The sequence below is a fragment of the Streptomyces griseorubiginosus genome (assembly GCF_001514195.1).
Classification (GTDB): Bacteria; Actinomycetota; Actinomycetes; order Streptomycetales; family Streptomycetaceae; genus Streptomyces; species Streptomyces griseorubiginosus.
Genome location: NZ_KQ948734.1, coordinates 843,312 through 869,671, shown reverse-complemented (window position 1 = coordinate 869,671; position 26,360 = coordinate 843,312). Strand labels below are relative to the sequence as shown.

The following is a 26,360-nucleotide window of genomic DNA, read 5'->3' as shown; positions in this document are numbered from 1 at the left end:
CCCTTCCAGCCGCCAGTTGACGCACGCCCTCCGCTGAACCGGGCGTGCGCCGTTGCGTATCCCCGCACTTCCCATTCAGCACCACAACTGACCGTTTTGAGAACGGATTTGCTTCGTTCACTACCCCCAAGGTGCCGAGATTCCCCCCATGCGTGACCAGAACCGGATCACCGCATGAGCACATCCGATCGAACGTGCGACGCACATGCGAACGGCGCCTGTCGGGGCGGTGCTCCCTGAACAGGCGCCGTGCGGAAGGGCGTTGTACGACGTCAGTCGTTCGCGACCACGGGGTAGCGGGGCTCGTTCTCCGCCATCTGCCGCAGCGCGTCCTTGCGTTCGCGCTTGGAGAGACGGTCGATGTAGAGGTAGCCGTACAGGTGGTCGGTCTCGTGCTGGAGGCAGCGGGCGAAGTAGCCGGTGCCGCGGACCTTGATCGGGTTGCCCTTCTCGTCCTGCCCGGTGACCTCGGCGTAGTCGGGGCGGGCGAGCGGCGCGTACGCGGTGGGCACCGAGAGGCAGCCCTCGTTGCTGTCGTCGAGCCGGCGCTGGTCGGCGGGCAGGTCGACGAGCTTCGGGTTGCAGACGACACCGACGTGCCGCTTGCCCTCGTCGTCCTGGCAGTCGTACACGAAGACCTTCAGGTCGACACCGATCTGGTTGGCGGCGAGGCCGACGCCCTCGGCGGTGCGCTGGCTGGCGAACATGTCCGCGACCAGCTGGTCCAGCTCCGCGCCGAACTCGGTGACGTCCTTGCACTCCTTGTGCAGCACGGGGTTCCCTACGACGGTGATGGGCCGCGAGGTGCCGCGCTCACGCCAGGCGTTCTCCCGCTCCTCGGTCTCCTCGGTGTCGACGACGAACCCGTCGTCGTCGACGGGGAGCACGCCCGCGTGCTGCTGATCGGTGTCCTGCTGGGCCATGACCTACGGATCGCCTTCCTCAAACAAGAACAGGGGGTGACTGCGCATACAGGGTACGGGGAGCTCGCTTTTTGCTTTCAGGGGCGCGGGGAACTGCGCGACAAGCCACGACGAACCCGCGGCCGAAATCCGTCAGCACACCTCTTCAAGATCACGCCAGTCTCGGGAATCAGGGCTGTCGGCAACCCACCCGTCCAGCAACCCCCGTACCAGCGAGGCCGGCGCCGCCACCCCGCACTCCCGCTCCGGCACCCACAACTGCCCGTCCGTCCGATGCCCCAACGGCCCGGGATGCCCCGGCTCGCTGTGATCGTGCGGATCGAGATGCTCCCCGTCGCCCTCATCGGACGGCATCCGCGACTCGGAACACATCCGGCACAGCAGCCGTACGGACGACGACCAGTCCTCCGCGGCGAAGCCCGCGTCGGCGGCCAGCTGTTCCAGCGCGTCCCGGTCCGCCTCGGTGGCCGCCTCCAGCAGCACCACCCAGGTCGGCACCGGCGACGGCGCCCACAGCTCGATCTCGTCGAACACCGGGTAGGCATGGCCGGACGCGGTCGTCCGCTCGCCGTGCGGCACACCGTCGTGCAGCACGACCTCGCCCCAGCGCCGCCCCGAGGACGGCAGCGGGATCGACAGCACCTCGATCCGGGCGGGGTCCAGCCGCCGCCCCCAGACCACCTCGGCCTCCCCCTCCGGGGACAGCCGTACGGCGGCACTGCCCAGGTCCATCCCCAGCGGCTCGCCCGAAGCGGTGGCGCCGCCCGGCACCCGCAGCCCGTACGCCTGCCAGGCCCGCCGGGCCAGCGGCCAGTCCTGGAGGGCGGTCGCGGCGATGCCGACGTTCCACCAGTCGGGCGCCCCGGCCTCCCGGTCGAGCAGCGCGACGGCCCTGAGTCCCGCGGCCCGCGCCTGCTCCCAGTCGTGCCGGAACTTGTGCAGCAGGGCGAGGTTGAACCAGGACTCGGACAGCCACGGCTCCAGGTCCGCGGCACGTGTCAGCAGCGCGCCCGCGTCCTCGTACCGGCCGTCGCCGATCAGCGTGAACGCACGGTCCGTGGCCTGCCGCCAGGAGGCGGAGGGCCGGTGCCGTCCCTTGCCGAAGATCCTCACGATTCCCGCCTGCCAGTTCCGTCGAGTGGGCTGGCTGTGCCCCCGGACACCCTCTCTCTCGCATCCAACCACGTGTGGTCGGAAGGGCGCTCATTACCCATGGGTTACCCCGTCCCGGGCGAGGTCAGACAGTCTCTCGACAGCACTCTGGCCAGCGCCTCCACGACCTCCGGAGCGTAGTCCCCCGCGGTGCCCAGGCGCAGCTCCTCGAGCGCGGTCAGGGGCCCGCCGGGGCCGGCGTCCCGGGCCTTCTCCTCGTACGCGTTCACCGCCCGCACGATCCGGGCCGCCGTCGGCTGCTCCCGGCAGGGGTCGGCCTGCCGCTCCACGACCACCGCGACGGCCGCGTCCACGCCCGTCTGCCGCACGACGGCCCCGCCGAGCAGGGCGATACGGCGCTGTTCGGCGACGGGCAGCGACGCGGTGGCGCCCGCGGGCACCGGGTCGACGAGGCTGAGCTGGCCGATGTCGTGCATCAGGGCCGCGTACTCCAGGACGGTGAGCTCGGGCCGGGTGAGCCCGAGGTCCCGGCCGACCTCCCGGCAGAGGGCGGCGACCCGGCGTGCGTGCCCGGCGGGGGTGTAGCCGGCGATCTCGGTGGCGCGGGCGAGGGAGGCGATGGTCTGCCGGTTGGTGGCCCGGACGGCGGCGTACCGGCGGACGGAGAGCTGGGTGAGCAGCAGCGGCACGGAGAACACGGGCAGCGCCCACAGTCCCGCGACGGCCACCGCGAGCGCCATCACGGCCCCGGTGGCGACGACGGCGGACCCGATGCCGAGCAGCGCCCGCAGCTCGTCCCTGAGCAGCGGGGTGAAGGGCCAGCCGGTGCGGGAGTGCGCGAGCGCGGCGGCGAGCACGGCGTCGCACAGCGCGGTCAGGGAGAGCAGCGCGAGCAGGAGCAGGGCGTAGGCGGGGCCGCCCCAGTGCTCGAACGTCCCCTGGTTGTAGAGGGGTTGGAAGCACACGGCGGCGAACCCGACGGTGAGCACCCGGCGGGCCAGCTGGTCGGTGGTGGGGCCCTGGCCGCGCCCGACGTGCGGCACGCTGCCCACGAGGGAGGCGGCGAGGACCACGGTCACGACCTGACCGGCGCCGTGATGGGTGGGCGCCCCGGCGTTCTCCCCGAGCAGCGCGTAGGACAGCGCCCCGGCGGCCCCGAGCGGCGCGGCCTCCCGGACGTGGGACCCACCGCGCCGGTTGAGCTCGCCGACGGCGATCAGCACCCCGAAGGCGAGAGCGGTCCCGCGCTCCTCCAGCCCGCCCCAGAGGGAACCGGCGAGACAGCCGAGCGCGAGGAGGGCGGCACAGGTGTGGACGACGACCCGGAGCCAGGAGCACCGACGGGATGTCCTCGACAGCTGTCGGCCGTTCATCGGCGTGCTCCCTGCGGCCCGGCGACTCCCGGCCGCGGCCGGGGCACGTCCGTCTCGTCGGCCGTGACGGCGGGATGCCAGCCGTGCCGGGACAGGGCGTTGACGAGGGCGGCCACCATGCGGGGGTCGAACTGGCTGCCCGCGCACCGCTCCAGCTCCTCCAGCGCCGCGCCGACCGGCCGGGCCCGGCTGTAGGACCGGGTGGAGGTCATGGCGTCGAAGGCGTCGGCGACCGCCACCACCCGTGCGGACTCCGGGATCTGGGCCCCCCTCAGTCCGTACGGGTATCCGCTGCCGTCCAGCCGCTCATGGTGGTGGAGCACGGCGGCCCGGGCCTCCCCGAGGAAGGAGATGCCGCGCACCATCTCGTGCCCGTACTCGGGATGCAGTTCGATGACCCGCCGCTCCTCGGGCGTGAGCGGCCCGTCCTTGCGGAGCAGCCGCGTGGGCACCCCGAGCTTGCCCACGTCGTGCAGGATCCCGGCGAACCGCAACACCTCGGTGCGGGCGTCGTCCATGCCGAGCTCCCGCGCGATCATCATGGACGCCTGTCCGACCCGCTCGCTGTGCCCGCGCGTGTACTCGTCCTTGATGTCGACGGCCTGCACCAGGGCCCGGATGGTGGCCTGGTGCGCGGCCCGCTCCCGGTGGTACTGCGCGAACGCCCACCACGACACGCACATCGGCAGCAGCACGAGCAGCGCGGCGACGGGGCCGTAGGGACTGCGCCAGAGCACGGCCATCATCAGCCCGGCCAGGCCGTGGACGGCGACGGGAGCGAGAGAGCGGAGGAAGAGACCGCGCCAGGCCCGTCGTACCGGAATCCGGTCGGCGAGCGCCAGGATGCCGCCATCCAGCAGGCTCAGCACCAGGCAGAAGGCGAGCACCGCGGCCCCGGCCGAGACCAGCGCGTACGGGAAGTCGGAGGCGGCGACGGCGTCCCGGCCGCCCAGCGTCCCGTGCACCCGCGCGGCCGCCCACACCCCCACGGCGAGCTGCGCTCCCCGCCAGAGGCGCCTGAGCCACCGGGGGCGCTGACCGACCGGGGACAGCAGTGCCCCCGGCAGGGCCACGAGGGCGGCGGCGGACGGCGGCAGCAGAAAGGCACCGGCGAGCAGCACGGGATGGAAGGTGCCGGCGTACCGCCATCGGGCGGCGGCCTGCTCGCATCCCGCGTACAGCGCGGCGAGCAGGAGGACCGCCCACCAGGGGGCGCGGACGGCGGGGGGCGGCAGCAGGCAGAGCAGTGCGGCTACGGCGACGCAAGCGACGTACGCACGCGCGCGTACCGGTACCGCCTCCACGCCAACGCCTCCCCCGGCCGCGCCTGCTACGGCTCCGGAGCGTAGAACGCGGGGCAGGCCGCGGGAGGTGCTATGAGGGAATCTGCGAGCGTATGGCCTCAGGATTAGCCCGATCGGGTGACCGTCGCCTGCATGTTCTCGTGTGCGTGTTCCCGTGGGCGGCGGCGCGGCCGCGTTCCCGTGTCAGTGGGAGACGTCAGCGGCGAGCACCTTGCCGAGTTCCTCGACGACGGCGGGCGACTCGCGTTGCAGGGCGGCGAGGTCGAGCCCCTCGTCGCAGATGAGTGTGAGCAGCGCGCGGTCGCCGACGGCCGTCACGACCACGTGTCCCGTACCGCCCCGCACCACCACCTCGCGCAGCGGTCCCGCGCCGCACTGGTCGGCCATCCGGCGGCCGACCCCCAGGGTCGCGGCGGCGAGGGCGGCGACGGACTCGGGATGCACGGAGTCGACGTCGGCGACGACGAGCAGTCCGTCCGCGGTGGACAGGACGCTCTCGCTGACGCCCATCACGCGGTCGCGCAGGGAGGTGAGGATGTCGGTGAGGGTGGTACCGGAGTCCTGCGGTTCGCCGTCCGGCCGGGGCGAGGGGTTTTCGGTCATGGACACGTGCTCCTTGGTCCGGACGCCGACGGGGGCTCGGTCGAGCTCCTGTTCTCGGGAAGGGCCCCGAGCCCCTGACGGACGCGCCGCAGTGTTTCGATCGAGGGTTGTTCGGCGGCCAGTTCCTCGGGCGAGGGAACCGGAAACGCGAACGGAGGCGCGGTGGTGGGGGAGACACCGCGCACGGGGAGGGGTGGGCGGGGAGAGGGCCCGGCGGGTCGGGCGCCGGGGCTCGCCGAGCCGTCAGGGCCGAGGGGGGTGGCGGCGCCTGGGGAGCGGGGGAATGCAGGGGAGTTGGGGTTTCCGGGGGCCTCGGGGGTGATCGAGGGCCCGGTGGGTCTTGGGGGTTCGGGGGTGGCCGACGTTCCTGGGGATCCGGGGGGTTCGGGGGTGGCCGACGTTCCTGGGGATCCGGGCGGCTCGGGGGTGGCCGACGTTTCTGCGGATCTGGGCGGCTCGGCGGTGGCCGACGTTTCTGCGGATCTGGGCGGCTCGGCGGTGGCCGACGTTTCTGCGGATCTGGGCGGCTCGGCGGTGGCCGAAAGCTCCGGACGTAAGCACACGCTCCCCGCACCGGGATCCGACGGCACGGTCCCCGCATCCGAAGCCGCATCCATGCCCTCGGCGGATCTCTCCGCTCTCCCTGCAAACTTCCCCGACCGCGCGGCGCTCGCTCTCCGTCGTCTCGCGGGCTCGTCGGCTGCCGGGCTCACCGGTCGGCCTTCTCTCCGCGCTCGCCGGAAGGCGTGCCGCCGCCCGGTCTGCGTCGGGGCAGGGGGCCGCCCGTGGGGGTGGACCCGTCGGCGGTCCCCGGGATGACACGGGGCGCGGTGCTCGGCCGGTCGCCCGGCGTGGTCCTGGCCTCCCGGCGGATCAGGCCCTGTGATTCCAGGTGGTCGAGATCCAGCATGACCGCGTACAGCCCCCGCCCGAGAGCGAAGGCGAGATCGCGGGGAGTACGCCGCCCGTTGACCGCGTCGAGCAGTCCCCGGAGCCGCGGCTGCACCCACGGCCCGCCGCGGCGCCCTGCGGGCGCGACGGCAGACTCCTCCACCGCCTCGGGGCGCGACCGTGCCAGCTCGCCCGCCGTCACCCCGGCCCGGCCCAGCAGGCCCACCCGGCGAGTGACCTCGTCGGTGAGCGCCCGGGGTTCCACTCCGGGCGCGGCGACCAGCGTCGGCTCGCGGTCCCCGATATCCCAGCCGCCCGCCGCCCCGAGGGACATCGCGAAGGCGCCGTCGTGGACCGCGGCCGTGCAGACGACCTCCAGTTCCGCCGCGCCGATCAGCCCGGCGGTGACCAGGTGGGCGCCGAGCCGGTCGGCGTCCGGTTCGGTGGCGCAGGCGGTGAGCCAGGCCTCGTCGTCGATGCGGCCCGTGGTGAGCAGGGCCGAGGTGGCGGTCGGCGCACCGGGCGTCTCGATGGCGCCGACCAGGCCGTTCCTGAGATGGATCGTTCCGCCGGGTGAGCCGGAGACCCGGACCGTGCCGGTGAACTCCTCGTCCCGCAGCGCCTGGAGGAGCGCGGGGACGTTCCGCGCGGCGGGCGCTTTCACGCCAGCACCTCGGTGACGCGGTCGCCCAGGCTGCGCAGGGCGAGCGCCACGTTGGCCCGGTCGCGGTCCAGTCCGGCGGCGAGCAGCAGGGGGTCACCGGCGGGCCGTACGACGGAGAACAGCATCTGATGGCGGCGCCTGCTGGTCAGGACCACGCTCTCCAGATCGCCCTCGGCCCCGGCCTCGCCGAGCCGCTGTGCGATGAGGGCGGCGAGTTCGCTGCTCTCCGCACCGCCGCCGGCCTCGCCGATGTCGCCCGCGGCGCCGTAGACCAGTCCGGTCACCGCGTCGATCAGGGCCACGCCCGTGACTCCGGGCGAGTCGAGCAGTCGGTCGAGGGAGGTCTGGAGCGCCGTCGCGTTTTCCCCCATTGGCCCTCCACGGTCAGACACCACGCACTACTTTGAACGACAAGTTTCGGCGCACACGCCAAAGTTGGCGCTAAGTGACCCATGAGTCGCTTGCTGTCGATCGTAGTTGGCCGAGCATCGACCGGTCAGCAGCACGGAAGAATTGAGGGAACCGGTGAACATCGAGACCGCACTCAAGGAAGCCATGAGCCTGGACGGCGCGATCGGCGCCGCCATCGTGGACTATGACAGCGGCATGACGCTCGGCTCGCTGGGCGGCGGCCAGGGCCTTGACCTGGAACTCGCGGGTGCGGGCAACACCGAGGTGGTGCGGGCCAAGATGCGCACCCTGGCCTCGCTGGACATGGACGACGTGATCGAGGACATCCTCATCACACTCGGCAAGCAGTACCACCTGATCCGGCCACTGACGAGCAGCCAGGGTGCGCTCTTCTTCTACGTCGCTCTCGACCGGTCCCGCAGCAATCTGGCGCTGGCCAGACATGGGCTCAAGCGGATAGAGAGCGGTCTGGAGATCTGATCCCGCGGTACTCCGCGGGCCCCACGGCACGCGCGGACGGCGGCGCTCAGGAGTCCTGCGGCGTCGCCGGCGCGGCGGTCACGTCGTGCTCGGGCACCGTCTGCCCGGAGCGGATCAGGTCGAGCCGCCCCAGGACCTTGGCGCGCAGGTCGGTCGGGACGTCGTCCTGACCGCAGCAGCGCTTGACGAGCTTCTTCACGGCCTCTTCCAGGCCGTACTTCTCCAGGCACGGCGAGCACTCCGTGAAGTGCTGCTTGAACTTGGCGCGGTCGACGTCCGGCATCTCACTGTCGAGGAACTCGTAGAGATGGTCCAGGACTTCAGAGCAGTCCGTCTCGTGCGGCTCTCCGCAGCTCATGAGCCCGAGCCTTTCGCTTCGTTCGACTCCCCTGCACCGGCCGGGACGAGCCCGCGCTCGCGGGCGTAGTCCTCGAGCATGCCGCGCAGTTGACGGCGTCCGCGGTGCAGGCGGGACATCACCGTACCGATGGGTGTCCCCATGATGTCCGCGATCTCCTTGTACGCAAAGCCCTCTACGTCAGCGAGATAGACGGCGATGCGGAATTCCTCGGGGATCGCCTGGAGCGCTTCCTTCACGTCCGAGTCGGGCAGGTGGTCGAGCGCCTGCGACTCGGCGGAGCGCAGACCGGTCGACATGTGCGACTCGGCACGGGCGAGCTGCCAGTCCTCGATCTCCTCGGCCGCGGAGCGCTGGGGTTCGCGCTGCTTCTTGCGGTACGAGTTGATGAAGGTGTTCGTGAGGATCCGGTACAGCCACGCCTTGAGGTTGGTGCCCTCACGGAACTGGTGGAAGGACGCGTACGCCTTGGCGTACGTCTCCTGCACCAGGTCCTCGGCGTCGGCCGGATTGCGTGTCATACGCAGAGCGGCCGAGTACATCTGGTCGAGGAATTCGAGCGCGTCCCGCTCGAAGCGCGCAGTGCGCTCCGCGGTGGTCTCCGTGCTCGTGCCCTGGCCCTCGGGCTGCTCCGCCTGGCCGTTGTCGGTCCCTGCGTCGATCCCAGTGACCGGACCCACCTCCTCAAGATTCCTGGCAGCAACGAAACCGGTGCCACCGGAATTGGAGGATAGACGACTACCCGTCCCGGCCGCCCCTCGAATCGGGGTGGTCTTGGCCGCATGCAGTACCGTCCAGTCCAGGTCAGCACGGCTGCTACGGCTCGGGCAGAAGGTCGAACCCATGCGGCGGACTTCCTCTCCACGACGGTCGGTGCTGGGTGTTCAGCACTTCTGTCCGCCTCAACAGAGGGCCGCGGCTCAACATTCCCGGGGCTTCACCCCAGTGACCCGGCCCACGTCAAGACGGCGTCCGTGATGACCGTCACGGCCTCCTCCTGGGTCAGCCCGGCCCGCTTCGGCACCGCGAAGCCGTGATCGCCGTAGGGGACCTCGACCAGCTCGAACGAGCCGTCCGGGAACTCCTCCGGCTTCCCGAAGGGGTCGTTGCCGCCCTGTACGACCAGGGTGGGCACCCCGGATCCGAGCAGCTCCCCGGCCCGGGACTTCTCCGGCTTGCCGGGCGGGTGCAGCGGGAAACTGAGGGCGAGCACGGCGGCGGCGCCCAGCTCGACGGCCGTACGGCAGGCGACCCGGGCGCCTGCGCTGCGCCCGCCGGAGATCACCGGCAGGCCCGGCTTCGCCAGGGCGGGCCACAGACCCCGCCAGCCCACGTCCAGCGTCTTCGGCGCGGGCGCGAGCTTCTTGCCGGCCACCCGCCAGGGCTGTTCGACGAGGGCGACGGTCACTCCGTGTCGCGGGAGGGTTGCGGCGAGGGCCTGGAGGTCCCGTGCCTCGATGCCGCCGCCCGCGCCGTGGCTCACCGCCAGGACGAGCCGTGCCCTGCTCGCCCGGTGCCAGGTGATGCGGGCGTCCCCCGCGTCGGTACCGACGATCTCCGTGGTGGTCTCACTGGAAGTCACGTCAGAAAAGTGTGCCCTCTTCGGGGCCGTCGAGCTCCTTCAGCAGCTCCGGGCCGTTGTTGCGGACGTTGCTGACGGCCGTGCTCACCGGGTACGCGCGCATGAGCCCCTCGGGCGGCGGCGCGAGCAGGGAGCGCAGGTCCTCCACGTCCGTGCGGGACGGGTCGAGCCAGCTGTCCCAGCGGTCCGGGGTGAGCATGAGCGGCATCCGGGGGTGGATGTCGGCGAGGGAGCGCGGTCCGTCGGCCGGGGACACGGCCAGCGGGCCCGTCTCCGCCTCGGTCGTGATCACCGAGCAGGTGACCCACCAGGCCCCCGGGTGGTCGTCGGGCAGGGTCTTGTCCCGCCAGAACTCGTACAGCCCGGCCATCGCGAAGACCGAGCCGTCGGCGGGCAGCACGAAGTAGGGCTGCTTGCGCGGCCGCTTCTTCTTCCCCTCGACCTCCAGGTCGCGCTCCTGGGTGCCGGTGACCCACTCGTAGTAGCCGTCGGCCGGGATGATGCAGCGGCGGGTGGCGAAGGCCCTCTTGTACGACGGCTTCTCGTGCACGGTCTCCGCGCGGGCGTTGATCATGCGGGCGCCGCCCTCGGGCGTCTTGGACCAGCTCGGCACCAGTCCCCACTTGAGCCTGCGCAGCTGCCGAACCGGCCGAGGATCCTCCGCGTCCTTGAGAGGACGGTCGAGGACGGCGTAGACCTCCTTGGTCGGGGCCACGTTGTAATCGGGCTCCAGGGTCTCCTCGGGTTCCCACTTCTCGATCTCAAAGATTCCTGCGAGATCCTCGGGCCCACGACTCGCTGCATACCGTCCGCACATACGTGCCACACTGCCAGACTCCGTACGAGGAGAGGGAGCCACCCGGAAACATGGACACCAGCACAGCGACCTCTCTCTGGGACGAGCTCACCGGCCTCCAGCCCGATCCCGACCTGTGGGTGGTGCTGGCCACCCTGGTGGCGGCGCTGGCCGTAGTGGTCCCGCATCCGCTGTGGCGCGTCTCGCGCAACGCGATCACCATCGCCCACGAGGGCGGACACGGCCTGGTCGCCCTGTGCACCGGCCGGCAGCTCACCGGCATACGGCTGCACTCGGACACCAGCGGCCTCACCGTCAGCCGCGGCAAGCCGCACGGCATCGGCATGATCCTCACGGCAGCGGCCGGCTACACCGCTCCCCCGCTGCTGGGCCTGGGCGGCGCGGCGCTGCTCGCGGCAGGCCGGATCACCCTGCTGCTGTGGGCGGCGACGGCCCTGCTGGTGGCGATGCTGGTGATGATCCGCAACGCCTACGGGGCCCTGACGGTCGTGCTCACCGGCGGCACCTTCGTGGTCGTCTCCTGGCTCACCGGCCCCCAGGTACAGGCGGCCTTCGCCTACGCGGTCGTGTGGTTCCTGCTGCTCGGCGGAGTACGTCCCGCTTTCGAGCTACAGGCGAAGCGCTCGAGAGGCGGCGCGGGCGACTCGGACGCGGACCAGCTGTCCCGCCTGACGCATGTACCGGCGGGGTTGTGGCTGTTCCTGTTCCACGCGGTGTCGCTGTGCTCGCTAATAGGCGGGGGCAGGTGGCTACTGGAGGTATGACGCGCCCCGAAGGGGCAGGCGTCAGGGGCGCGGGGAACTGCGCGACCAGCCACGACGGCGCAGCACCCGACACACAACCCCCGACTAAAGTGAACCCATGGCTTTGAACCCCTCAGACACCGCCCTCTGGCCCGCCCCCCAAGCAAGCGGAGCCGTAGACGCAACAGTCCACGTCCCGGGGTCGAAGTCAGTCACCAACCGCGCCCTCGTACTGGCCGCCCTCGCCTCAGAACCGGGCTGGCTCCGCCGACCCCTCCGCTCCCGCGACACCCTCCTCATGGCGGCAGCCCTCCGCGAGATGGGCGTCGGCATCGAGGAGGGAGTCGGCCCCGACGGCACCGGCGAGACCTGGCGCGTCCTGCCGGCAGGCCTCCGCGGTCCCGCCACCGTCGACGTCGGCAACGCCGGCACCGTCATGCGCTTCCTGCCCCCCGTCGCCGCCCTCGCCGACGGCCCCGTCCGCTTCGACGGGGACCCGAGGTCGTACGAACGCCCCCTGCACGGCGTGATCGACGCCCTGCGCGTGCTCGGCGCCCGCATCGACGACGACGGCCGGGGTGCCCTGCCCCTGACGGTGCACGGCAGTGGCGCCCTGGACGGCGGCCCGGTGGAGATCGACGCCTCCAGCTCGTCCCAGTTCGTGAGCGCCCTGCTGCTGAGCGGGCCGCGCTTCAACCAGGGCGTCGAGGTCCGCCACGTCGGCTCCTCGCTGCCGTCGATGCCCCACATCCGGATGACCGTCGACATGCTGCGCGCGGTCGGCGCCCAGGTGGACACCCCGGAGTCGGGCGGCGAGCCGAACGTCTGGCGGGTCACGCCGGGCGCCCTGCTGGGCCGGGACCTGACCATCGAGCCCGACCTGTCCAATGCCCAGCCCTTCCTGGCGGCCGCCCTGGTGACCGGCGGCCGGGTGGTGATCCCGGCCTGGCCGGCCCGCACCACCCAGCCCGGCGACCGGCTGCGCGAGATCTTCACCGAGATGGGTGGTTCCTGCGAACTCACCGAGTACGGCCTGGTGTTCACCGGTTCGGGTGCCATCCACGGCATCGATGTCGACCTCGGCGAGGTCGGCGAGCTGACCCCGGGCATCGCGGCGGTCGCCGCCCTCGCGGACTCCCCCTCCACCCTGCGCGGGGTGTCCCATCTGCGTCTGCACGAGACGGACCGGCTGGCCGCGCTCACCAAGGAGATCAACGAACTCGGCGGTGACGTCACCGAGACGGCCGACGGACTGCACATCCGCCCGCGCCCGCTGCACGGCGGGATCTTCCACACCTACGAGGACCACCGCATGGCCACCGCCGGCGCGATCATCGGCCTCGCGGTCGAGGGAGTGCAGATCGAGAACGTCGGGACGACGGCCAAGACCCTGCCGGACTTCCCGGATCTGTGGACAGGGATGCTCGGGAGCGACAGGCCGTAGGGACGTAGACGATGCGCCGCTACGGCAAGCACACCGACGAGGACGACATCCGCAGCCGTCCCAACCGCAAGGGGAACCGGCCGCGCACGCACATCCGGCCCAAGCACGAGGACGCCTCCTGGGGCATGGTCCTGACCGTCGACCGGGGCCGGCTGACCGTCCTCGTCGACGACCGGATCGTGATGGCGATGAAGGCCCGCGAACTGGGCCGCAAAGCGGCGATCGTCGGCGACCGGGTGGCCCTCGTCGGCGACCTGTCCGGCCAGAAGGACACCCTCGCCAGGATCGTCCGTATCGAGGAGCGCACGTCGGTCCTGCGCCGTACCGCCGACGACGACGACCCCTACGAACGGGTGGTCGTCGCCAACGCCGACCAGCTCGCCATCGTCACCGCCCTCGCCGACCCGGAGCCCCGCCCCCGTCTCATCGACCGCTGCCTGGTGGCGGCCTTCGACGGCGGCCTCACCCCGCTCCTGGTCATGACCAAGTCGGACCTCGCCCCGCCGGACAAGCTCCTGGAGCTCTACGGCGACCTGGACATCCCGTACGTGGTCACCAGCCGCGAGGAACTGGAGAACGGCGACGCGGCGGCCCGGGTGCGCGAGCAACTGGACGGCAAGATCACGGCGTTCGTCGGCCACTCCGGCGTGGGCAAGACGACCCTCGTCAACGCGCTGGTCCCGGAGGACCGCAGGCGGCTGACCGGGCACGTGAACGCGGTGACCGGACGCGGCCGGCACACCACGACCTCGGCCCTCGCGCTGCCCCTGGCGGGCGACGACGGCTGGGTGATCGACACCCCGGGCGTGCGGTCGTTCGGGCTGCACCACGTGGACCCGTCCCGGGTGATCCACGCGTTCCCCGACCTGGAGCCGGGGACCGAGAACTGCCCTCGCGCGTGCAGCCACGACGAGCCGGACTGTGCGCTGGACGAGTGGGTGGCCGAGGGCCACGCCGATCCGGCCCGGCTGTACTCGCTGCGCCGGCTGCTGGCGACGCGGGAGCGCACGGAGGGGGACTGACCGGGGGCCCGGGCGACTGACCTCCGCGTTGTTTGGGTGTACGCGAGTTCGGTAAGTGCATACTCGCACCGGGCCGGACATACGGGAGGACAGCACATGGCGTGGCTGCTGGTGGTGGTGGCCGGGTTGCTGGAGACCGGTTTCGCCGTGTGTCTGAAGCTCTCCCACGGGTTCACCCGGCTGTGGCCGACCGTCGCGTTCTGCATCTTCGCGCTCGGCAGCTTCGGCCTGCTGACCCTGTCACTGAAGAAGCTGGACGTCGGCCCCGCCTACGCCGTGTGGACCGGTATCGGCGCGGCGGGCACCGCGATCTACGGGATGATCTTCCTCGACGACCTCGTCTCGACGCTGAAGATCGTCTCGATCAGCCTGGTGATCATCGGCGTGATCGGCCTCCAGCTGTCGGGCTCGCAGCACTGACGCACGCGCTAGACCGGTTGCCGCTGCAGCGCGCTGCGGACCAGGTCCGCGACCCCGCCCTCGCCCGGCGGAGCGACCACGCAGGACAGGGCGAGCCGGACGGCCAGTTCGCAGGAGCGGGCGAGTTCGGGGACGTCCGCCTTGTGCACGCCGGGTCCGGCGAGGACCGAGACGGCACGGTCGCGGACCAGCGCCACGAAGTCACCGGGCGACGGCAGCGGCCCGTCCGCCCGGCGCTGGGCCGGCACCGCGGAGGAGGACGGCACCGCGGAGAGCGTCGGCGAGGGGAGCCGTTCACCCCAGCAGCCGGTGAGCATGGCCCGTACCAGCGCGTTCTCCCGGGCGGAGACCGTGGTCCACTCGGCGGCCGCCGTGAGCCGCTCGCGGGCGTCGCCGTGCCCGGTGAGCGCTCGCTCCACGCCGACGAGGTAACCGTCGGCCTCTCGTCTCACGAGCGCGCGGGCCAGCCCTTCCTTGCTCCCGAACTCGTTGTACAGCGTCTGCCGGGACACCCCGGCCACCACCGCTACGTCCACCATCCTCACGGCGGACCACGGCCGACGCGCCAACGCCGCGTAAGCGGCATCCAGCAGCGATTCCCGCGCAGCAGGCATCATCGCCTCCCAGGGAGCAAGCAGCCCTGCGCCCAGATTTGACGCGCCCGGGGGCACTGTCAAGGGTTCGCGGGGCGCAGAGGGGAGGCGTCCACACTCCGACCCCTATGGCCCCGTACCGACAGGGACGGATACCGTTCGCCCCATGCCGGACTACCTCGACGACCTCCGCCTCGCCCACGTCCTCGCCGACGCGGCCGACGCGACCACCATGGACCGCTTCAAGGCGATGGACCTCAAGGTCGAGACGAAACCGGACATGACCCCGGTCAGCGAAGCCGACAAGGCGGCGGAGGAACTCATCCGCGGCCACCTCAAGCGGGCCCGCCCGAGGGACGCGATCCTCGGCGAGGAGTACGGCGTGGAGGGCACCGGCCCCCGCCGCTGGGTGATCGACCCCATCGACGGCACCAAGAACTACGTGCGGGGCGTCCCCGTGTGGGCCACCCTGATCTCCCTGATGGAGGCGGCGGAGGGCGGCTACCAGCCCGTCGTCGGCGTGGTCTCGGCCCCCGCCCTCGGCCGCCGCTGGTGGGCCGCGAAGGGCCACGGCGCCTTCACCGGCCGCAGCCTGTCCTCCGCCTCCCGCCTGCACGTCTCCAAGGTCGGCAAGCTCACCGACGCGTCCTTCGCGTACTCCTCGCTCACCGGCTGGGAGGACCAGGGCCGGCTGGGCGGGTTCCTGGACCTGACCCGCGAGGTCTGGCGCACGCGCGCGTACGGCGACTTCTGGCCGTACATGATGGTCGCCGAGGGCTCGATCGACATCTGCGCCGAGCCGGAGCTGTCCCTGTGGGACATGGCGGCGAACGCGATCGTCGTCACCGAGGCCGGCGGCACCTTCACCGGCCTCGACGGCCGCCCCGGCCCGCACAGCGGCAACGCCGCCGCCTCCAACGGCCTGCTCCACGACGAGCTGCTGGGTTACCTCAACGAGCGCTATTAAGAAGCCACATCTGAGCGCGCACGCCCTCAATTGGCGACGCGCGCCCTCTTGTTGACCCCCGCTTTACCTGGGACTCTGAGGGAACCCTCGTTTGTGAACTTGTGAACCACTGAACTTTCTCAGTGGCCCACCAGGAGGTGACCGAGAACCCATGCTCGTCCGCGACGCCATGAGCACGGTGGTCCTGACCATCGGCCCCGCCCACACCCTCCGCCAGGCCGCCGCCCTGATGTCCGCCCGCCGGGTGGGCGCGGCCGTGGTCCTCGATCCCGACGGCACCGGCACCGGCATTCTGACCGAGCGCGACCTCCTCAACTCCGTGGGTCTGGGCCAGAGCCCGGACGCGGAGCACGTCCACGCCCACACCACCACCGACGTCGTCTTCGCCACCCCGACCTGGACACTGGAGGAGGCCGCGCAGGCGATGGCGCACGGCGGCTTCCGCCACCTCATCGTGCTGGACCGCGGCGAGCCCGTGGGCATCGTCTCGGTCCGCGACATCATCCGCTGCTGGGCACCGGCGCGGCAGCGCGTACCGGCCGCGACCGGCTCACCCCGCTAGAGCCACACCAGAGAGCCACATCAGAAGAGTCACACTGGACTCAGTCCAATTCGAGCAGCCATCCAATCTCACACCCGTTCGGATTCTGGTCTCCAGCTGTTAGGCTGGTGCACATGAGCGACCTACTGGAACGACTGCGCGGCCGCGGATGGCGGATGACCGCGCAGCGGCGCGTCGTGGCCGAGGTCCTCGACGGCGATCACGTCCATCTGACGGCCGACGAGGTCCACGCGCGCGCCGTGGCCAAGCTGCCCGAGATCTCCCGGGCGACCGTCTACAACACTCTGGGCGAGCTGGTCACCCTCGGCGAGGTGCTCGAGGTCGCGACCGACAAGCGCGCCAAGAGGTACGACCCCAACGCGCACCGGCCGCACCACCACCTGGTCTGCGCCCAGTGCGGCGCCATCCGGGACGTCCACCCCACGGGCAACCCGATGGCCGACCTGCCCGACTCCGAGCGCTTCGGCTTCACCGTCTCGGACGTCGAGGTGACGTACCGCGGCGTGTGCCCGAACTGCGCGGCGGCCTAGCACCCCGTACCTGAGCCCCGGCGTCCTTCCAGGACTCCGGGGCTTCGTGCTGCCCACGGGACAACAAACCGACAGGTCAACAAACCGAGGGCCGGAACCCTTTCGGATTCCGGCCCTCGGCCTTCAGTAGCGGGGACAGGATTTGAACCTGCGACCTCTGGGTTATGAGCCCAGCGAGCTACCGAGCTGCTCCACCCCGCGTCGATGAATGCAACGTTACGTGAAGGGTGAGCCCAGAAGCAAATCGCTTCGCTGCACCCACTCAGGGGCGCGGGGCTGCATCCGATGTGCGGCTACCGCCGCGCGGGCGCGACAAGCCACAACGAACCCGCAGCCGCCAGACATGCGCACCCGGCACCCTCTTAGGCGGACAGTTCTTCCCGCAGAGCGTCCCGCAGCCGCGCCGCCCGCTCCGACACCTCCGCCGGCCCGAGCGCCACCGCCCGGTCGGCCCACCGCTGCCCCTCCGCCAGCTCTCCCCGACGCGCGTAGACGAGGGCCAGCCGCAACGCCGCCCGCCCGTGCCCCGCGTCGGCGGCCCGGGTCCACCACACGGCGGCCTCCGGCTCACTCCCCTCGCGGGCGAGCAGCAGCCCCAGGTTGAACGCGCCGTTGCGGGAGCCGGCCTCCGCGGCCTCCCGGTACCACCGGGCCGCCTCGACGACATCGCCCCGGGACGCGGCGAGCATCCCCACCCGCACCTGGGCGCGCCGGTGCCCCTGCGAGGCCGCCCGCTCGTACCACTCCTCGCACTCGCTCTTCTCCTCGTGCACCGGCTCCCCGAGCGTGTGCGCGGGCACCGGCGGCCGCCGGGCGTCGAGCACGGTGGCGAGCCGGTACGCCGCCTCCGCGCTGCCGCCCCCCGCCGCGCACCGCAGATGCCGCTCGGCGGTGGCCTCGTCACCGTCCCGCAGCCTGGCGATGCCGACCTGGAGCGCCGCCTCGGTGTGCCCGGCGGCGGCCGCCCGCTCGTACCAGCGCAGCGCGACGGCCTCCTCGCCCCGTCCGGCGAAGAGGATGCCGAGGTTGAACGCGGCGTCGACGCTCCCGGCCTCGGCGGCCTTGGAGAACCACGGCTCCGCACCGGCGGTGTCGCCGCCCTGGAGCAGCAGGATGGCGAGCGCGTTGGCCGCCTCCCGGTGCCCCGCGTAGGCGGCCCGCCGGTACCACTGCTCGGCCTGCGCGGTCCGGCCCTGCTCGGCGCAGAGCAGCCCGAGGTTGTACGCGCCGTTGTCGTCCCCGGCGTCCATCGCGGCCCGGTACCAGCGCTCGGCGGTCTGCGGCTCGCCGCGCTCGGCGTGCAGCGCGCCCAGCGCGTTGGCCGCGTTGCCGTCGCCGTCCTGGGCGGCGCGCAGCCACCACACGGCGGCGCTCTCGGTGTCGCCCGCGTCCCGCAGCAGGAACCCGAGCGCGCAGGCGGCCCGCGCCTCGCCGTCCTTCGCGGAGGTCAGGTACCAGCGGCCGGCCTCCTTGAGCGCGCCGCGCCGCTCCAGGATGGCCCCGAGGTGCAGGGCCGCCCGCCGGTGTCCGCGCGCGGCGGCCTGGCGGTACCACTGCTCGGCGTCGGCCCCGGCGCCGTGGTCCTCGCCGACGTCCCCCTCGGGCACCAGCCGGCGGTCGAGGGTGCGGGCGAGCCGGTAGGCGGCCTCGCGGTGGCCCCGCTCGGCGGCGGTCCGCATCCACTGCTCGGCGTCCGCGTCCCCACGGTGCTCCAGCAGGTCGGCGAGGGCGTAGGCGCCCAGCGCGTGCCCCTGCTCGGCGGACTGGCGCAGCCAGTACTCGGCGGCGGGCTCGTCGCCCCGCTCGCGGTGGTGGCGGCCCAGCGCGTGGGCGGCCGCGGCGGATCCGGCGACGGCGGCGATCCGCCACCAGCCGGCCGCGTCGTCGGCGTAGCCGCGCTGGTGGAGGAGGACGCCCAGGTTGTTGGCGGCGGCCCGGTCGCCGGCGGCGGTGGCGGCACGCAGGTGGGGCTCGGCTCCGTCGAGATCGCCGCGGCGCAGCAGCAGGGCGCCGAGGACGCTCATCGCCTCGACGTCCCCGGCTTCGGCGGCGAGCCGCTGCCGGACCTCCTCGGCGGCGTCGTCAGGCGCCTCCCCGACCCCGTCCCGCCCGGAAGGTTGCACAAAACGCCCTGTCTCGAACAGAGTTGCCTTGTCCCCCATAACGTCCATCGTCGCACCACCTGCAACCTGGGTACACCTGGTATACCGCAGCCAGTGAGGTCACTTCAGCGTTTTGTCGACATGCCCACAGAACGACAAGTGAAACACAGTTCCCGCCAACTGCCCCCGGCGGCACGGCCGTCGTTTCCTCGGCACATGCGTTCGCACACCACGAAGGCCCGGATCCTGAAAAGGATCCGGGCCTTCGATTCCAGTAGCGGGGACAGGATTTGAACCTGCGACCTCTGGGTTATGAGCCCAGCGAGCTACCGAGCTGCTCCACCCCGCGCCGTTGTGTTCTCACCGTATCACGGCGCGGGGGTGGGCTTTTGACCAGCGCTGCTCAGCCGCCGGGGCTGCCGCTCGGGCTCGGGCTGCCGCTGGGTTTCGGACTGCCAGTGGGTTTCGGGCTGCTGCTGGGCTTCGCGCTGCTGCCGCCGCTCTTGTTCGCCGCGGCCTGGGCGTCCTCCGCACGCTTGAGTGCGTCCTGGAGGTCGTCCTGGGCCCGGCCGTACGCCTCCCAGTCACCCTTCTTGAGGGCTTCCTGGCCGGCGTCGAAGGCCTTCTGGGCGTCGTTCAGGGCCTGTTGGACCGTCGGGTTGCCGGCCGTCGGCGGCGGTTTGGTCCCGCCGTCGTCCTCCGGTGGCGGGGTGGTCGAGGCGTCCGCTCCGAAGACCTTGTTCAGGGCCTGGTCGAGGGTGTCCTCGAAGGCGGTGTTGCCTCCGTAGGTCACCAACACCTTGCGCAGCAGCGGGTACTTGAGTCCACCACCGCGTACGTAGACCGGCTCCACGTAGAGGAGACCTCCGTCGAGCGGCACCGTCAGGAGGTTGCCGTACTCCACATTGGAATCGCCTCTGTTGAGGAGGCTGATGGTCTCGGCGATGTCCTGTTCGGAGTTGAACTGGCTCTGCACCTGTTTGGGCCCGTTGACCGTGGTGTTGGTCGGCAGTTTCAGGATTCTGATCTTGCCGTAGTCACTGGTGCCCGCCTCGGCGTCGACCGCCATGAACGCGCTGAGGTTGTCGCGGCCGTTGGGCGTGAACGTCGTCGTGAGCGAGAACGCCTGCGCCTTCTGGTCGGGCATCTTCATGCTCAGGTAGTACGGCGGCACCGCGTCGCCCGACTTGTTGGTCGGGTCGTCCGGCACCTGCCACACCTCGCTGCCGCTGAGGAAGGTGTCCGCGTCCTCGACGTGGTAGCGGGCCAGCAGTTCGCGCTGGACCTTGAACAGGTCCTGCGGGTACCGCAGATGCGCCATCAGGTCGGTGGAGATGTCCTTCTTCGGCTCCACCGTGCCCGGGAACGCCTTCATCCAGGTCTTGAGGACCGGGTCCTTGGTGTCCCACTGGTAGAGCTTGACCTGGCCGGTGTACGCGTCGACGGTCGCCTTCACCGAGTTGCGGATGTAGTTGACCTGGTTCTGCTGGGCGACCACCGCGCGCTGGTTGTTGGTCGCGGTCAGCGAGTCGGCCGTGGTGTCACCGAGGGTCGTGCGCGAGGAGTACGGGTAGCCGTTGGTCGTGGTGTACGCGTCGACGATCCACTGGATCTTGCCCTTCACCACGGCCGGATAGGCGTCGCCGTCGATGGTCAGCCAGGGGGCGACGGCCTCGACGCGCTGCTTGGGCGTGCGGTTGTACAGGATCCGCGAGCCCTCGCCGATCGCTCCGGAGTAGAGGATCTGCGGCTCGCTGAACGCCACCGCGTACGCGGCCCGGTTGACCGGGTTGGAGAGGTTGACCCCGCTCTTGGCCTTGTAGCTGTAGGTCTTCTCACCGTCGTCGTCGGAGTAGTCGATCTCCTTCTGGGGACCGCCGACGATCGAGTAGGTGGTGGTCTTCTCGCCGTAGTAGACGCGCTGCTGGTACGTCCCGAGGTCGCCCTGCGACGGCAGGTTGGACTCGGTGAAGACCGGGCGGCCCTCGTCGTCGGCCTCGGTGCCCTTCGCGGCGACGACGCCGTAGCCGTGGGTGTAGCGGAAGTGGTCGTTGATCCAGTTGTTCTTGGGGATGCCCGCGAGGTTCAGCTCACGCAGCCCGATGACCGTGTCTTGATCCCCGGCGTTCTTGCCGTCCTTGCTGTAACGGTCGACGTCCAGGTTGGTCGGGAACGCGTAGTAGTTGCGCATCTGCTGGAGCTGCTGGAACGTCGGCGAGACGACGTTGGGGTCCACGACCCGGATGCTGGCCGTGGCGTCGACGTCGTCGCGCAGCGTGGTCTTGTCCGTGGTGGTGGACTTGCCCGCGTACTCGGTCACCGAGGCGTCGTCGATGCCGTACGCCTCGCGCGTCGCCTTGAGGTTCTTCTCGACGTACGGGGCTTCCTTGGCCTGCTCGTTGGGCTGGACCTGGAACTTCTGGACGATCGCCGGGTACAGGCCGCCGATGAGGATCGCCGAGAGCACCATCAGGCCGAAGCCGATCACGGGCAGCTGCCAGGTGCGCCGCCACAGCGTGGCGAAGAACAGCAGGGCGCAGATGACGGCGATGCAGAACAGGATGGTCTTCGCCGGCAGATAGGCGTTGGCGTCGACGTACCGCAGGCCGGTCCAGCTGTCGGTGGCCTTGAAGTCACTGGACTTGACCGCGAGGCCGTACCGGTCGAGCCAGTAGGCGACCGCCTTCAGGGTGACGAAGACGCCGAGCAGCACCGAGAGGTGTCCGGTGGCCGCGGCCGTGGCCCGCGCGCCCGGCGAGGTGATCCTGAGGCCGCCGTAGAGGTAGTGGGTCAGGGCCGCGGCGATCACGGAGAGGATCGTGGCGGCGAACCCGAAGCCGAGCAGGAACCGGTACCAGGGCAGGTCGAAGGTGTAGAAGGAGATGTCGAGGTGGAACTGCGGGTCCTTCTGGCCGAAGGAGACGCCGTTGACCCACATCAGCCAGGTCCGCCACTGGCCGGCCGCCGAGGCGCCCGCGATCAGGCCCACCAGGGAGACGATGCCGAGCAGCAGCCACTTCTTGTACGGCGCGATGCCCATCCGGTAGCGGTCGAGGTTCTGCTGCTCCATGGACATGGCGCTCAGCGGCGGGCGGAGCCGGTGCGCCAGCCAGATGTTGAGGCCGACCGCGAGGGCCATCAGCACGCCGAAGACGAAGAACAGCCCGATCTTGGTCCACAGGGTGGTGGTGAACACGGACGAGTAGTCGACCGAGCGGTACCAGAGCCAGTCCGTCCAGAAACCCGCGAACATGGTGAACGCCATGCCGAGGACGGCAAGGACGCCCAGCGTCATGAGCAGGGTCCTGGCACGCCGGGACGGGCGGCCCACTCTCATCCGCGGCCCTGTCGGGCCTCCGCCGCGGTCCGGCATCTGGAAAGCCAAGGTGCGCACCTCGAAGTTCGCTGTCGTTCCTTCAGACCCCCGGGTTCGCGGGCCCTGGGTGGCCCCCCGTGATCGCGGGCCCACACCTATGCAACTTACTCACCGTTTACTCGGTTCCCGATTCCGGTGATGAACGAGGCAGGATTGTGACCATGTCCAACACCCCCATGGCGGCGAGCCCGCTCACCAGGGCCGTGCTCGAGATCGACGAGTACGCCTCCGGCCTCGGCTGGGACCAGCCCGCTCGCCTCTTCGCCCTCGTCGACACCGCCCGGCTGCGCGCCCAGGAACCCGCTCTCGCGAGCCAGCTCGGTCAGGAGGGCGGGCAGGAGTCCGCGGCTCTGACCCCCGTCGAGCAGGAGGAGATTCCCGCGGGCAAGCCCCTCGACGAGTTCCTCGGCACCATCGCCTGGCCCGACGCGGTCGTCGGCTGCGCGCTCACCGTGGAGCGCCTGATGCTGCCGCCGTCCGCCGAGGCGTCCGTCCCGCAGGGGCTGAGCGAGGCCAGGCTGGCGAAGTGGGTCGCCGAGCACCCGGACCGCCAGGAGGTCCGTATGACGGTCGGGGTGCTGCGCGACGGCACCCGCGACTCGGCGCTGCGGCTGCGCGAGAAGGACTCCCCCACGGAGGTCCTCACGGGCGGCGACCTGGTCCCTGGTCTCGCGGAGGCGTTGTCGGCGACGTTCGAGGAGTAGCCCGCGCGGCTAGCTCTTCGTGCACTTCGGCAGGTCGGACGTCTTGCCCTCGCGGAGGTCCTTGAGCGCGCCGAGGGCGTCGTCGATGGTGCTCACCTTGATCAGGGTGAGTCCGCTCGGGGTGTCCTTGGCGGCGGCCGCGCAGTTGTCGGCGGGCGTCAGGAAGTACTGGGCGCCCTTGTCGCGCGCGCCGACCGTCTTCATCTCGATGCCGCCGATCGGGCCGACCTTGCCGTCGTCGTCGATCGTGCCGGTGCCCGCGACGAACTTGCCGCCGGTGAGACTGCCCGGGGTGAGCTTGTCGTAGATGCCGAGCGCGAACATCAGGCCGGCGCTCGGGCCGCCGACGTCGGCGAGCTTGATGTCGATGGTGAACGGGAAGGTGTGGTCGGTCCCGGCGGCGATCCCGACGATGGCCCGCTTGGCGCCCTCGTCGTCGGACGTCCTGGTGGTGATGGTGATCTTCTCGGTCTTCGTCGCCGGCTTGTTCGCCTTCTCGGCGGCGGCCTGTTCCTTGGCGGGCACGATCGTGAAGACGACCTTCTCGCCCGGCTTGTGCCTGGTCACCAGCTTGGCGACGTCGTCCGGCGCCTTCACCGCCGTCCCGTCGACGTCCTTGATCACGTCACCGGCGTGCAGCCGGCCCTCGGCCGGGGAGTCCTTGACGACGGTCGAGACGATCACCCAGGACTGCACGGGGACGTGCAGCTCCTTCAGGGCGGCGACCTTGGCGCTCTCCTGGGACTGGCTGAACTCCTCGGCGTTCTCCTGGGTCGACTGCTCCTCGGTCTTGCCGTCCGGGTAGAGCGTGTCGTGCGGGACGATCTTGGCGTCGTGCGCGAGCCAGCCGTAGACGGCCTCGACCAGGTTCATCCTGAAGTCGGCGCTGGTGACCCGGACCGTGGTCATGTTCAGGTGACCGCTCGTCGGATACGTCTTGCGTCCGGAGATCTGGAGCACCGGCTCGCCGCCGTGGTCCCCGAGGGTGTTCACCGTGGGGCCCGGTGACAGCTCGGAGTAGGGCACTTTGATGAAGACTCCCGCGCAGAGAAGCGCGATCAGCATCAGGGTGGAGGCGAGCATCGTCGCGGTGCGGCGTGGCATGGCACGACAGTACGGGACGTGTCTGTCGGACCCTCGTCAGGGCGCCGTACTCGACCGAGGTCAGGTACCGGAGTGGGACTTCTCCATGGCGGCGCGGAAACGGGCGTATCCGTCGAGCTCGGGCCCGTCGCTGCGGACCTTGCGGGTGCGGTTGGCCCAGCTGCCCCACAGCCCGGCCGCGACCGCGGCCACGAGTGGAATCAACAACCAGATGAGCGCCCCCATGCCGACCTCCGACCCCGGACCGAGCGACCGCCGAGCGATCGCGGAAAACTGACTGATCAGCAGATTAACCATCCGCACTGACAACGCTCGTGCCAGGGGTGCGGTTACGCAACCGGAGGGGTGAAGGAAGGGTTCAGCAGGCGCCGGTGAGGAGGCTCAGCAGGCGCCGACCCATTCCTCCGTACCGTCAGAAAACGTCTGGTGCTTCCAGATCGGCACCTCGTGCTTGAGATCGTCGATCAGTTTCCGGCAGGCCTCGAAGGCCTCGCCCCGGTGCGGGCAGGAAACGGCGACGACGACGGCGAGGTCCCCGACCCCGAGATCCCCCACTCGGTGCACAGCCGCGAGCGCCCGCACCGGGAACCCGGCGACGACCTTCTCCGCGACCCTTCGCATCTCGGCCTCGGCACTGGGGTGGCAGGAGTACCCGAGCTTGTCGACGTCGGCCCCACCGTCGTGATTCCGCACGGTCCCGACGAACAGCGCGGTCCCCCCGGCGGCGTCGTCCCCCACGGCCCGGAAGACCTCGTCGAGGGAGAGCGGGGTGTCGCGAATGGCGAGGAGCTTGATGGGCTCGTCGGCGGTCTGCTCACCGGGGTGATCGAAGGTGGGTGCCATACGTCCATCGTGCCGTACGTCCTGGGCACCGGGGAATGAAGCTTTTGCCCGGGACACGCGCGTGTGGCGTTGGAGACTCGTACAGGTGGTCCACCCAGGGGCGCGGGAACTGCGCGACCAGCCAGGACCGACCCGCAGCCGCCCGACGACCTCCCGCGGCACTCCCTGAAGCGCTCAGATCCTCCGCCGAGCCTTCCGAGCCCGCCGCACCACAGCCGCCGCACCCAGCAGAGCGACCGTCGCCCCCGCCGCCCCCGCCGCCGTCGCGTCCTTCCGCCCCAGCCGCCGCCCGGCGACCGTGTGCCGCCCGGCGACCTCCTCCAGGAGCTCCGCGAGCACCTCCTCGTTGGTCCACCGCGGCCGCCACCCGGCGTCGTGCAGCCGGCTGCCGCTCACCACCCAGGGGTACATGGTGTACGCGAGGTCCCCGGCGGGGGACGGCGTGAGTCCGATCCGGTGCAGCCGGGCCGCCGCGCCCAGCGCCACCGCCGACGGCAGCTCCATCCGGCGGATCCCGCTGAGCTCCTCGATCTCCTCCTGCTCCAGCCACCCGTCACAGCCCACGGCGAGCTCCCCGTCGACCTTCTCCAGGACGGCGTGCTCCAGAGCGGCGCACAGGTCCTCGACGTGGCAGAACTGCCAGGCGGGCCGGGACCCGGCCACCACCAGCAGCCGGGGCGACTCGAAGTACCGGGTCAGGGCCGTGTCGGTGCCCCCGCCCACCAGTACGGCGGGCCGTACGACGGTGACGTTGAGCCCGGGGTGCGCCCTGGGGGCCCGCCGCGCGAGCCGCTCGATCTCCAGCAGGTCGCCGACGCCGGTGGCCTCGGCGGTGGCCCGCAGCTCGGCGTCCTCCGACAGGGGCAGCTCGTTGTCCGGCAGCGCGCCGTAGACCATCGCGGAGGTGCACAGCACGACCCGGTGCACGCCCGCGGCCGCGGCCGCGGTCAGCACGGTCTGGGTCCCCCGGACGTTGTAGGCCGTGCGCGCGGCGGGGTCCGTCTCCAGATCGAGGTCGAGGGCCAGATGCACCACGACGTCGGCCCCGCGGAGCTTGTCCGCGATGGCCGGGTCCCGCACGTCCAGGATGTGCCACTGCGCCGCCGCGCACTCGCCGCGCCGCTCGTCCAGCGCGATGACCTGCTTGATCTCCTCCGAGGCGGCGAGCCGCTCGACGAGCAGTGCTCCTACGCCGGACGCGGCACCGGTGACCGCGACGACTGGCCCGCGCGCGGCGGGATTGGTTGACTGGTTTCGCGCTGCGCGAACCTGCGGATCAGGGGAACTCACCGGGCGTCTCCAGCGGTTGTCTTCAGTAGGAACGCGAGTGACGCGTACGTACCAGGTGGCATCCATCCTGCCGCAGGCGGAGAGTCGGCGGAGCACCGAGGCCCTCACGGCCCGCGGTGTCTACGCTGGGGGGTGTTATCG

27 protein-coding genes and 2 tRNA genes are annotated in these 26,360 nt (G+C 71.2%); 9 read left to right on the top strand and 20 right to left on the bottom strand.

Translation table 11 applies throughout. The features are described 5' to 3' along the window. Nucleotides 1-272: 272 nt before the first annotated feature. The 7 genes from def to AQJ54_RS03860 all read right to left on the bottom strand — a co-directional run bounded on the left by def (nucleotide 273) and on the right by AQJ54_RS03860 (nucleotide 7,242). On the bottom strand, nucleotides 273-923 hold the full coding sequence (gene def, locus AQJ54_RS03890; protein WP_030320529.1) for a peptide deformylase: 651 nt from the start codon (nucleotides 921-923) through the stop codon (nucleotides 273-275). A 132-nt stretch (nucleotides 924-1,055) separates the two neighbouring features. Next, complete coding sequence (locus AQJ54_RS03885; protein WP_020136680.1) at nucleotides 1,056-2,036, bottom strand: tetratricopeptide repeat protein; 981 nt, start codon at nucleotides 2,034-2,036, stop codon at nucleotides 1,056-1,058. 104 nt (nucleotides 2,037-2,140) lie between these two features. After that, complete coding sequence (locus AQJ54_RS03880; protein ID WP_062233892.1) at nucleotides 2,141-3,409, bottom strand: HD-GYP domain-containing protein; 1,269 nt, start codon at nucleotides 3,407-3,409, stop codon at nucleotides 2,141-2,143. Beyond that, nucleotides 3,406-4,713: an HD-GYP domain-containing protein gene (locus AQJ54_RS03875; protein ID WP_062233889.1), complete on the bottom strand. Its 1,308-nt coding sequence runs from the start codon at nucleotides 4,711-4,713 to the stop codon at nucleotides 3,406-3,408. Before AQJ54_RS03875 ends, AQJ54_RS03880 begins: the two co-directional genes overlap by 4 nt. Before the next feature lie 183 nt (nucleotides 4,714-4,896). Further along, nucleotides 4,897-5,316 carry a roadblock/LC7 domain-containing protein gene (locus AQJ54_RS03870; RefSeq protein WP_062024091.1) on the bottom strand — a complete coding sequence of 140 codons (420 nt, stop codon included), beginning with the start codon at nucleotides 5,314-5,316 and terminating at the stop codon, nucleotides 4,897-4,899. A gap of 709 nt (nucleotides 5,317-6,025) precedes the next feature. Next, the gene (locus AQJ54_RS03865; protein ID WP_062233886.1) at nucleotides 6,026-6,871 is read right to left on the bottom strand and encodes a hypothetical protein; all 846 of its coding nucleotides are present in this window, start codon (nucleotides 6,869-6,871) and stop codon (nucleotides 6,026-6,028) included. Next, nucleotides 6,868-7,242 carry a hypothetical protein gene (locus tag AQJ54_RS03860; RefSeq protein WP_030320542.1) on the bottom strand — a complete coding sequence of 125 codons (375 nt, stop codon included), beginning with the start codon at nucleotides 7,240-7,242 and terminating at the stop codon, nucleotides 6,868-6,870. The genes AQJ54_RS03865 and AQJ54_RS03860 overlap by 4 nt, the downstream gene beginning before the upstream one ends. 154 nt (nucleotides 7,243-7,396) lie before the next feature. Between AQJ54_RS03860 and AQJ54_RS03855 the strand changes: the two genes are divergently transcribed. Continuing rightward, entirely contained in the window at nucleotides 7,397-7,762 is a 366-nt protein-coding gene (locus tag AQJ54_RS03855; RefSeq protein WP_062024084.1) for a hypothetical protein, read from the top strand. 46 nt (nucleotides 7,763-7,808) lie between these two features. On the opposite strand, the gene rsrA is transcribed toward AQJ54_RS03855, so the two are convergent. From rsrA to AQJ54_RS03835, 4 genes are all read right to left on the bottom strand, one after another. Next, nucleotides 7,809-8,120, bottom strand: a complete 312-nt coding sequence (rsrA, locus tag AQJ54_RS03850; protein ID WP_062233883.1) for a mycothiol system anti-sigma-R factor — start codon at nucleotides 8,118-8,120, stop codon at nucleotides 7,809-7,811. After that, entirely contained in the window at nucleotides 8,117-8,800 is a 684-nt protein-coding gene (gene sigR / locus AQJ54_RS03845; RefSeq protein ID WP_020136688.1) for an RNA polymerase sigma factor SigR, read from the bottom strand. The genes rsrA and sigR overlap by 4 nt, the downstream gene beginning before the upstream one ends. 257 nt (nucleotides 8,801-9,057) lie before the next feature. Then, entirely contained in the window at nucleotides 9,058-9,702 is a 645-nt protein-coding gene (locus AQJ54_RS03840; RefSeq protein ID WP_062233880.1) for an alpha/beta hydrolase family protein, read from the bottom strand. A 1-nt stretch (nucleotide 9,703) separates the two neighbouring features. After that, nucleotides 9,704-10,519: an SOS response-associated peptidase gene (locus tag AQJ54_RS03835; protein WP_079069730.1), complete on the bottom strand. Its 816-nt coding sequence runs from the start codon at nucleotides 10,517-10,519 to the stop codon at nucleotides 9,704-9,706. Nucleotides 10,520-10,569: 50 nt separating this feature from the next. Here AQJ54_RS03835 and AQJ54_RS03830 point away from each other — a divergent pair, with 50 nt between their 5' ends. From AQJ54_RS03830 to AQJ54_RS03815, 4 genes are all read left to right on the top strand, one after another. Then, entirely contained in the window at nucleotides 10,570-11,283 is a 714-nt protein-coding gene (locus AQJ54_RS03830; protein WP_062233873.1) for a M50 family metallopeptidase, read from the top strand. Between the two features lie 97 nt (nucleotides 11,284-11,380). Then, nucleotides 11,381-12,706: a 3-phosphoshikimate 1-carboxyvinyltransferase gene (gene aroA / locus AQJ54_RS03825; RefSeq protein WP_062233871.1), complete on the top strand. Its 1,326-nt coding sequence runs from the start codon at nucleotides 11,381-11,383 to the stop codon at nucleotides 12,704-12,706. Nucleotides 12,707-12,717: 11 nt separating this feature from the next. Continuing rightward, on the top strand, nucleotides 12,718-13,728 hold the full coding sequence (gene rsgA / locus AQJ54_RS03820) for a ribosome small subunit-dependent GTPase A (protein WP_062024075.1): 1,011 nt from the start codon (nucleotides 12,718-12,720) through the stop codon (nucleotides 13,726-13,728). A 96-nt stretch (nucleotides 13,729-13,824) separates the two neighbouring features. Beyond that, complete coding sequence (locus AQJ54_RS03815) at nucleotides 13,825-14,148, top strand: DMT family transporter (protein WP_007384590.1); 324 nt, start codon at nucleotides 13,825-13,827, stop codon at nucleotides 14,146-14,148. An 8-nt stretch (nucleotides 14,149-14,156) separates the two neighbouring features. Here AQJ54_RS03815 and AQJ54_RS03810 read toward each other — a convergent pair whose 3' ends face one another. Continuing rightward, complete coding sequence (locus AQJ54_RS03810; RefSeq protein WP_062024074.1) at nucleotides 14,157-14,765, bottom strand: TetR/AcrR family transcriptional regulator; 609 nt, start codon at nucleotides 14,763-14,765, stop codon at nucleotides 14,157-14,159. Nucleotides 14,766-14,907: 142 nt separating this feature from the next. On the opposite strand from AQJ54_RS03810, the gene hisN reads away from it, so the two are divergent. From hisN to AQJ54_RS03795, 3 genes are all read left to right on the top strand, one after another. Next, nucleotides 14,908-15,708, top strand: a complete 801-nt coding sequence (gene hisN / locus AQJ54_RS03805; protein ID WP_062024072.1) for a histidinol-phosphatase — start codon at nucleotides 14,908-14,910, stop codon at nucleotides 15,706-15,708. A 151-nt stretch (nucleotides 15,709-15,859) separates the two neighbouring features. Next, entirely contained in the window at nucleotides 15,860-16,270 is a 411-nt protein-coding gene (locus tag AQJ54_RS03800; protein ID WP_062024070.1) for a CBS domain-containing protein, read from the top strand. A gap of 113 nt (nucleotides 16,271-16,383) precedes the next feature. Continuing rightward, entirely contained in the window at nucleotides 16,384-16,800 is a 417-nt protein-coding gene (locus tag AQJ54_RS03795; RefSeq protein ID WP_030320559.1) for a Fur family transcriptional regulator, read from the top strand. A 127-nt stretch (nucleotides 16,801-16,927) separates the two neighbouring features. Here AQJ54_RS03795 and AQJ54_RS03790 read toward each other — a convergent pair. The 4 genes from AQJ54_RS03790 to AQJ54_RS03775 form a co-directional block, all read right to left on the bottom strand. Next, a tRNA-Met gene (locus tag AQJ54_RS03790) sits at nucleotides 16,928-17,001 on the bottom strand. Between the two features lie 161 nt (nucleotides 17,002-17,162). Next, on the bottom strand, nucleotides 17,163-18,971 hold the full coding sequence (locus tag AQJ54_RS03785; RefSeq protein WP_030320561.1) for a tetratricopeptide repeat protein: 1,809 nt from the start codon (nucleotides 18,969-18,971) through the stop codon (nucleotides 17,163-17,165). A gap of 206 nt (nucleotides 18,972-19,177) precedes the next feature. Next, nucleotides 19,178-19,251 (bottom strand) — tRNA-Met (locus AQJ54_RS03780). A gap of 54 nt (nucleotides 19,252-19,305) precedes the next feature. Next, complete coding sequence (locus AQJ54_RS03775) at nucleotides 19,306-22,275, bottom strand: UPF0182 family membrane protein (protein WP_248845317.1); 2,970 nt, start codon at nucleotides 22,273-22,275, stop codon at nucleotides 19,306-19,308. A gap of 164 nt (nucleotides 22,276-22,439) precedes the next feature. Here AQJ54_RS03775 and AQJ54_RS03770 point away from each other — a divergent pair, with 164 nt between their 5' ends. Further along, nucleotides 22,440-22,982: a PPA1309 family protein gene (locus AQJ54_RS03770; protein ID WP_062024063.1), complete on the top strand. Its 543-nt coding sequence runs from the start codon at nucleotides 22,440-22,442 to the stop codon at nucleotides 22,980-22,982. 9 nt (nucleotides 22,983-22,991) lie between these two features. Here the strand turns inward: AQJ54_RS03770 and AQJ54_RS03765 are convergent, their stop codons facing one another. From AQJ54_RS03765 to AQJ54_RS03750, 4 genes are all read right to left on the bottom strand, one after another. After that, entirely contained in the window at nucleotides 22,992-24,086 is a 1,095-nt protein-coding gene (locus AQJ54_RS03765; protein ID WP_062024056.1) for a YlbL family protein, read from the bottom strand. 60 nt (nucleotides 24,087-24,146) lie between these two features. Further along, a complete protein-coding gene (locus tag AQJ54_RS46005) occupies nucleotides 24,147-24,311 on the bottom strand; it encodes a hypothetical protein (protein WP_162952026.1) in 165 nt (54 codons plus the stop codon). Between the two features lie 156 nt (nucleotides 24,312-24,467). Next, on the bottom strand, nucleotides 24,468-24,929 hold the full coding sequence (locus AQJ54_RS03755; RefSeq protein ID WP_062024054.1) for a molybdenum cofactor biosynthesis protein MoaE: 462 nt from the start codon (nucleotides 24,927-24,929) through the stop codon (nucleotides 24,468-24,470). A 174-nt stretch (nucleotides 24,930-25,103) separates the two neighbouring features. Then, nucleotides 25,104-26,219 (bottom strand): SDR family oxidoreductase, encoded by a 1,116-nt coding sequence (locus tag AQJ54_RS03750; protein ID WP_062024053.1) that lies wholly within the window; start codon nucleotides 26,217-26,219, stop codon nucleotides 25,104-25,106. Nucleotides 26,220-26,360: the final 141 nt, after the last annotated feature.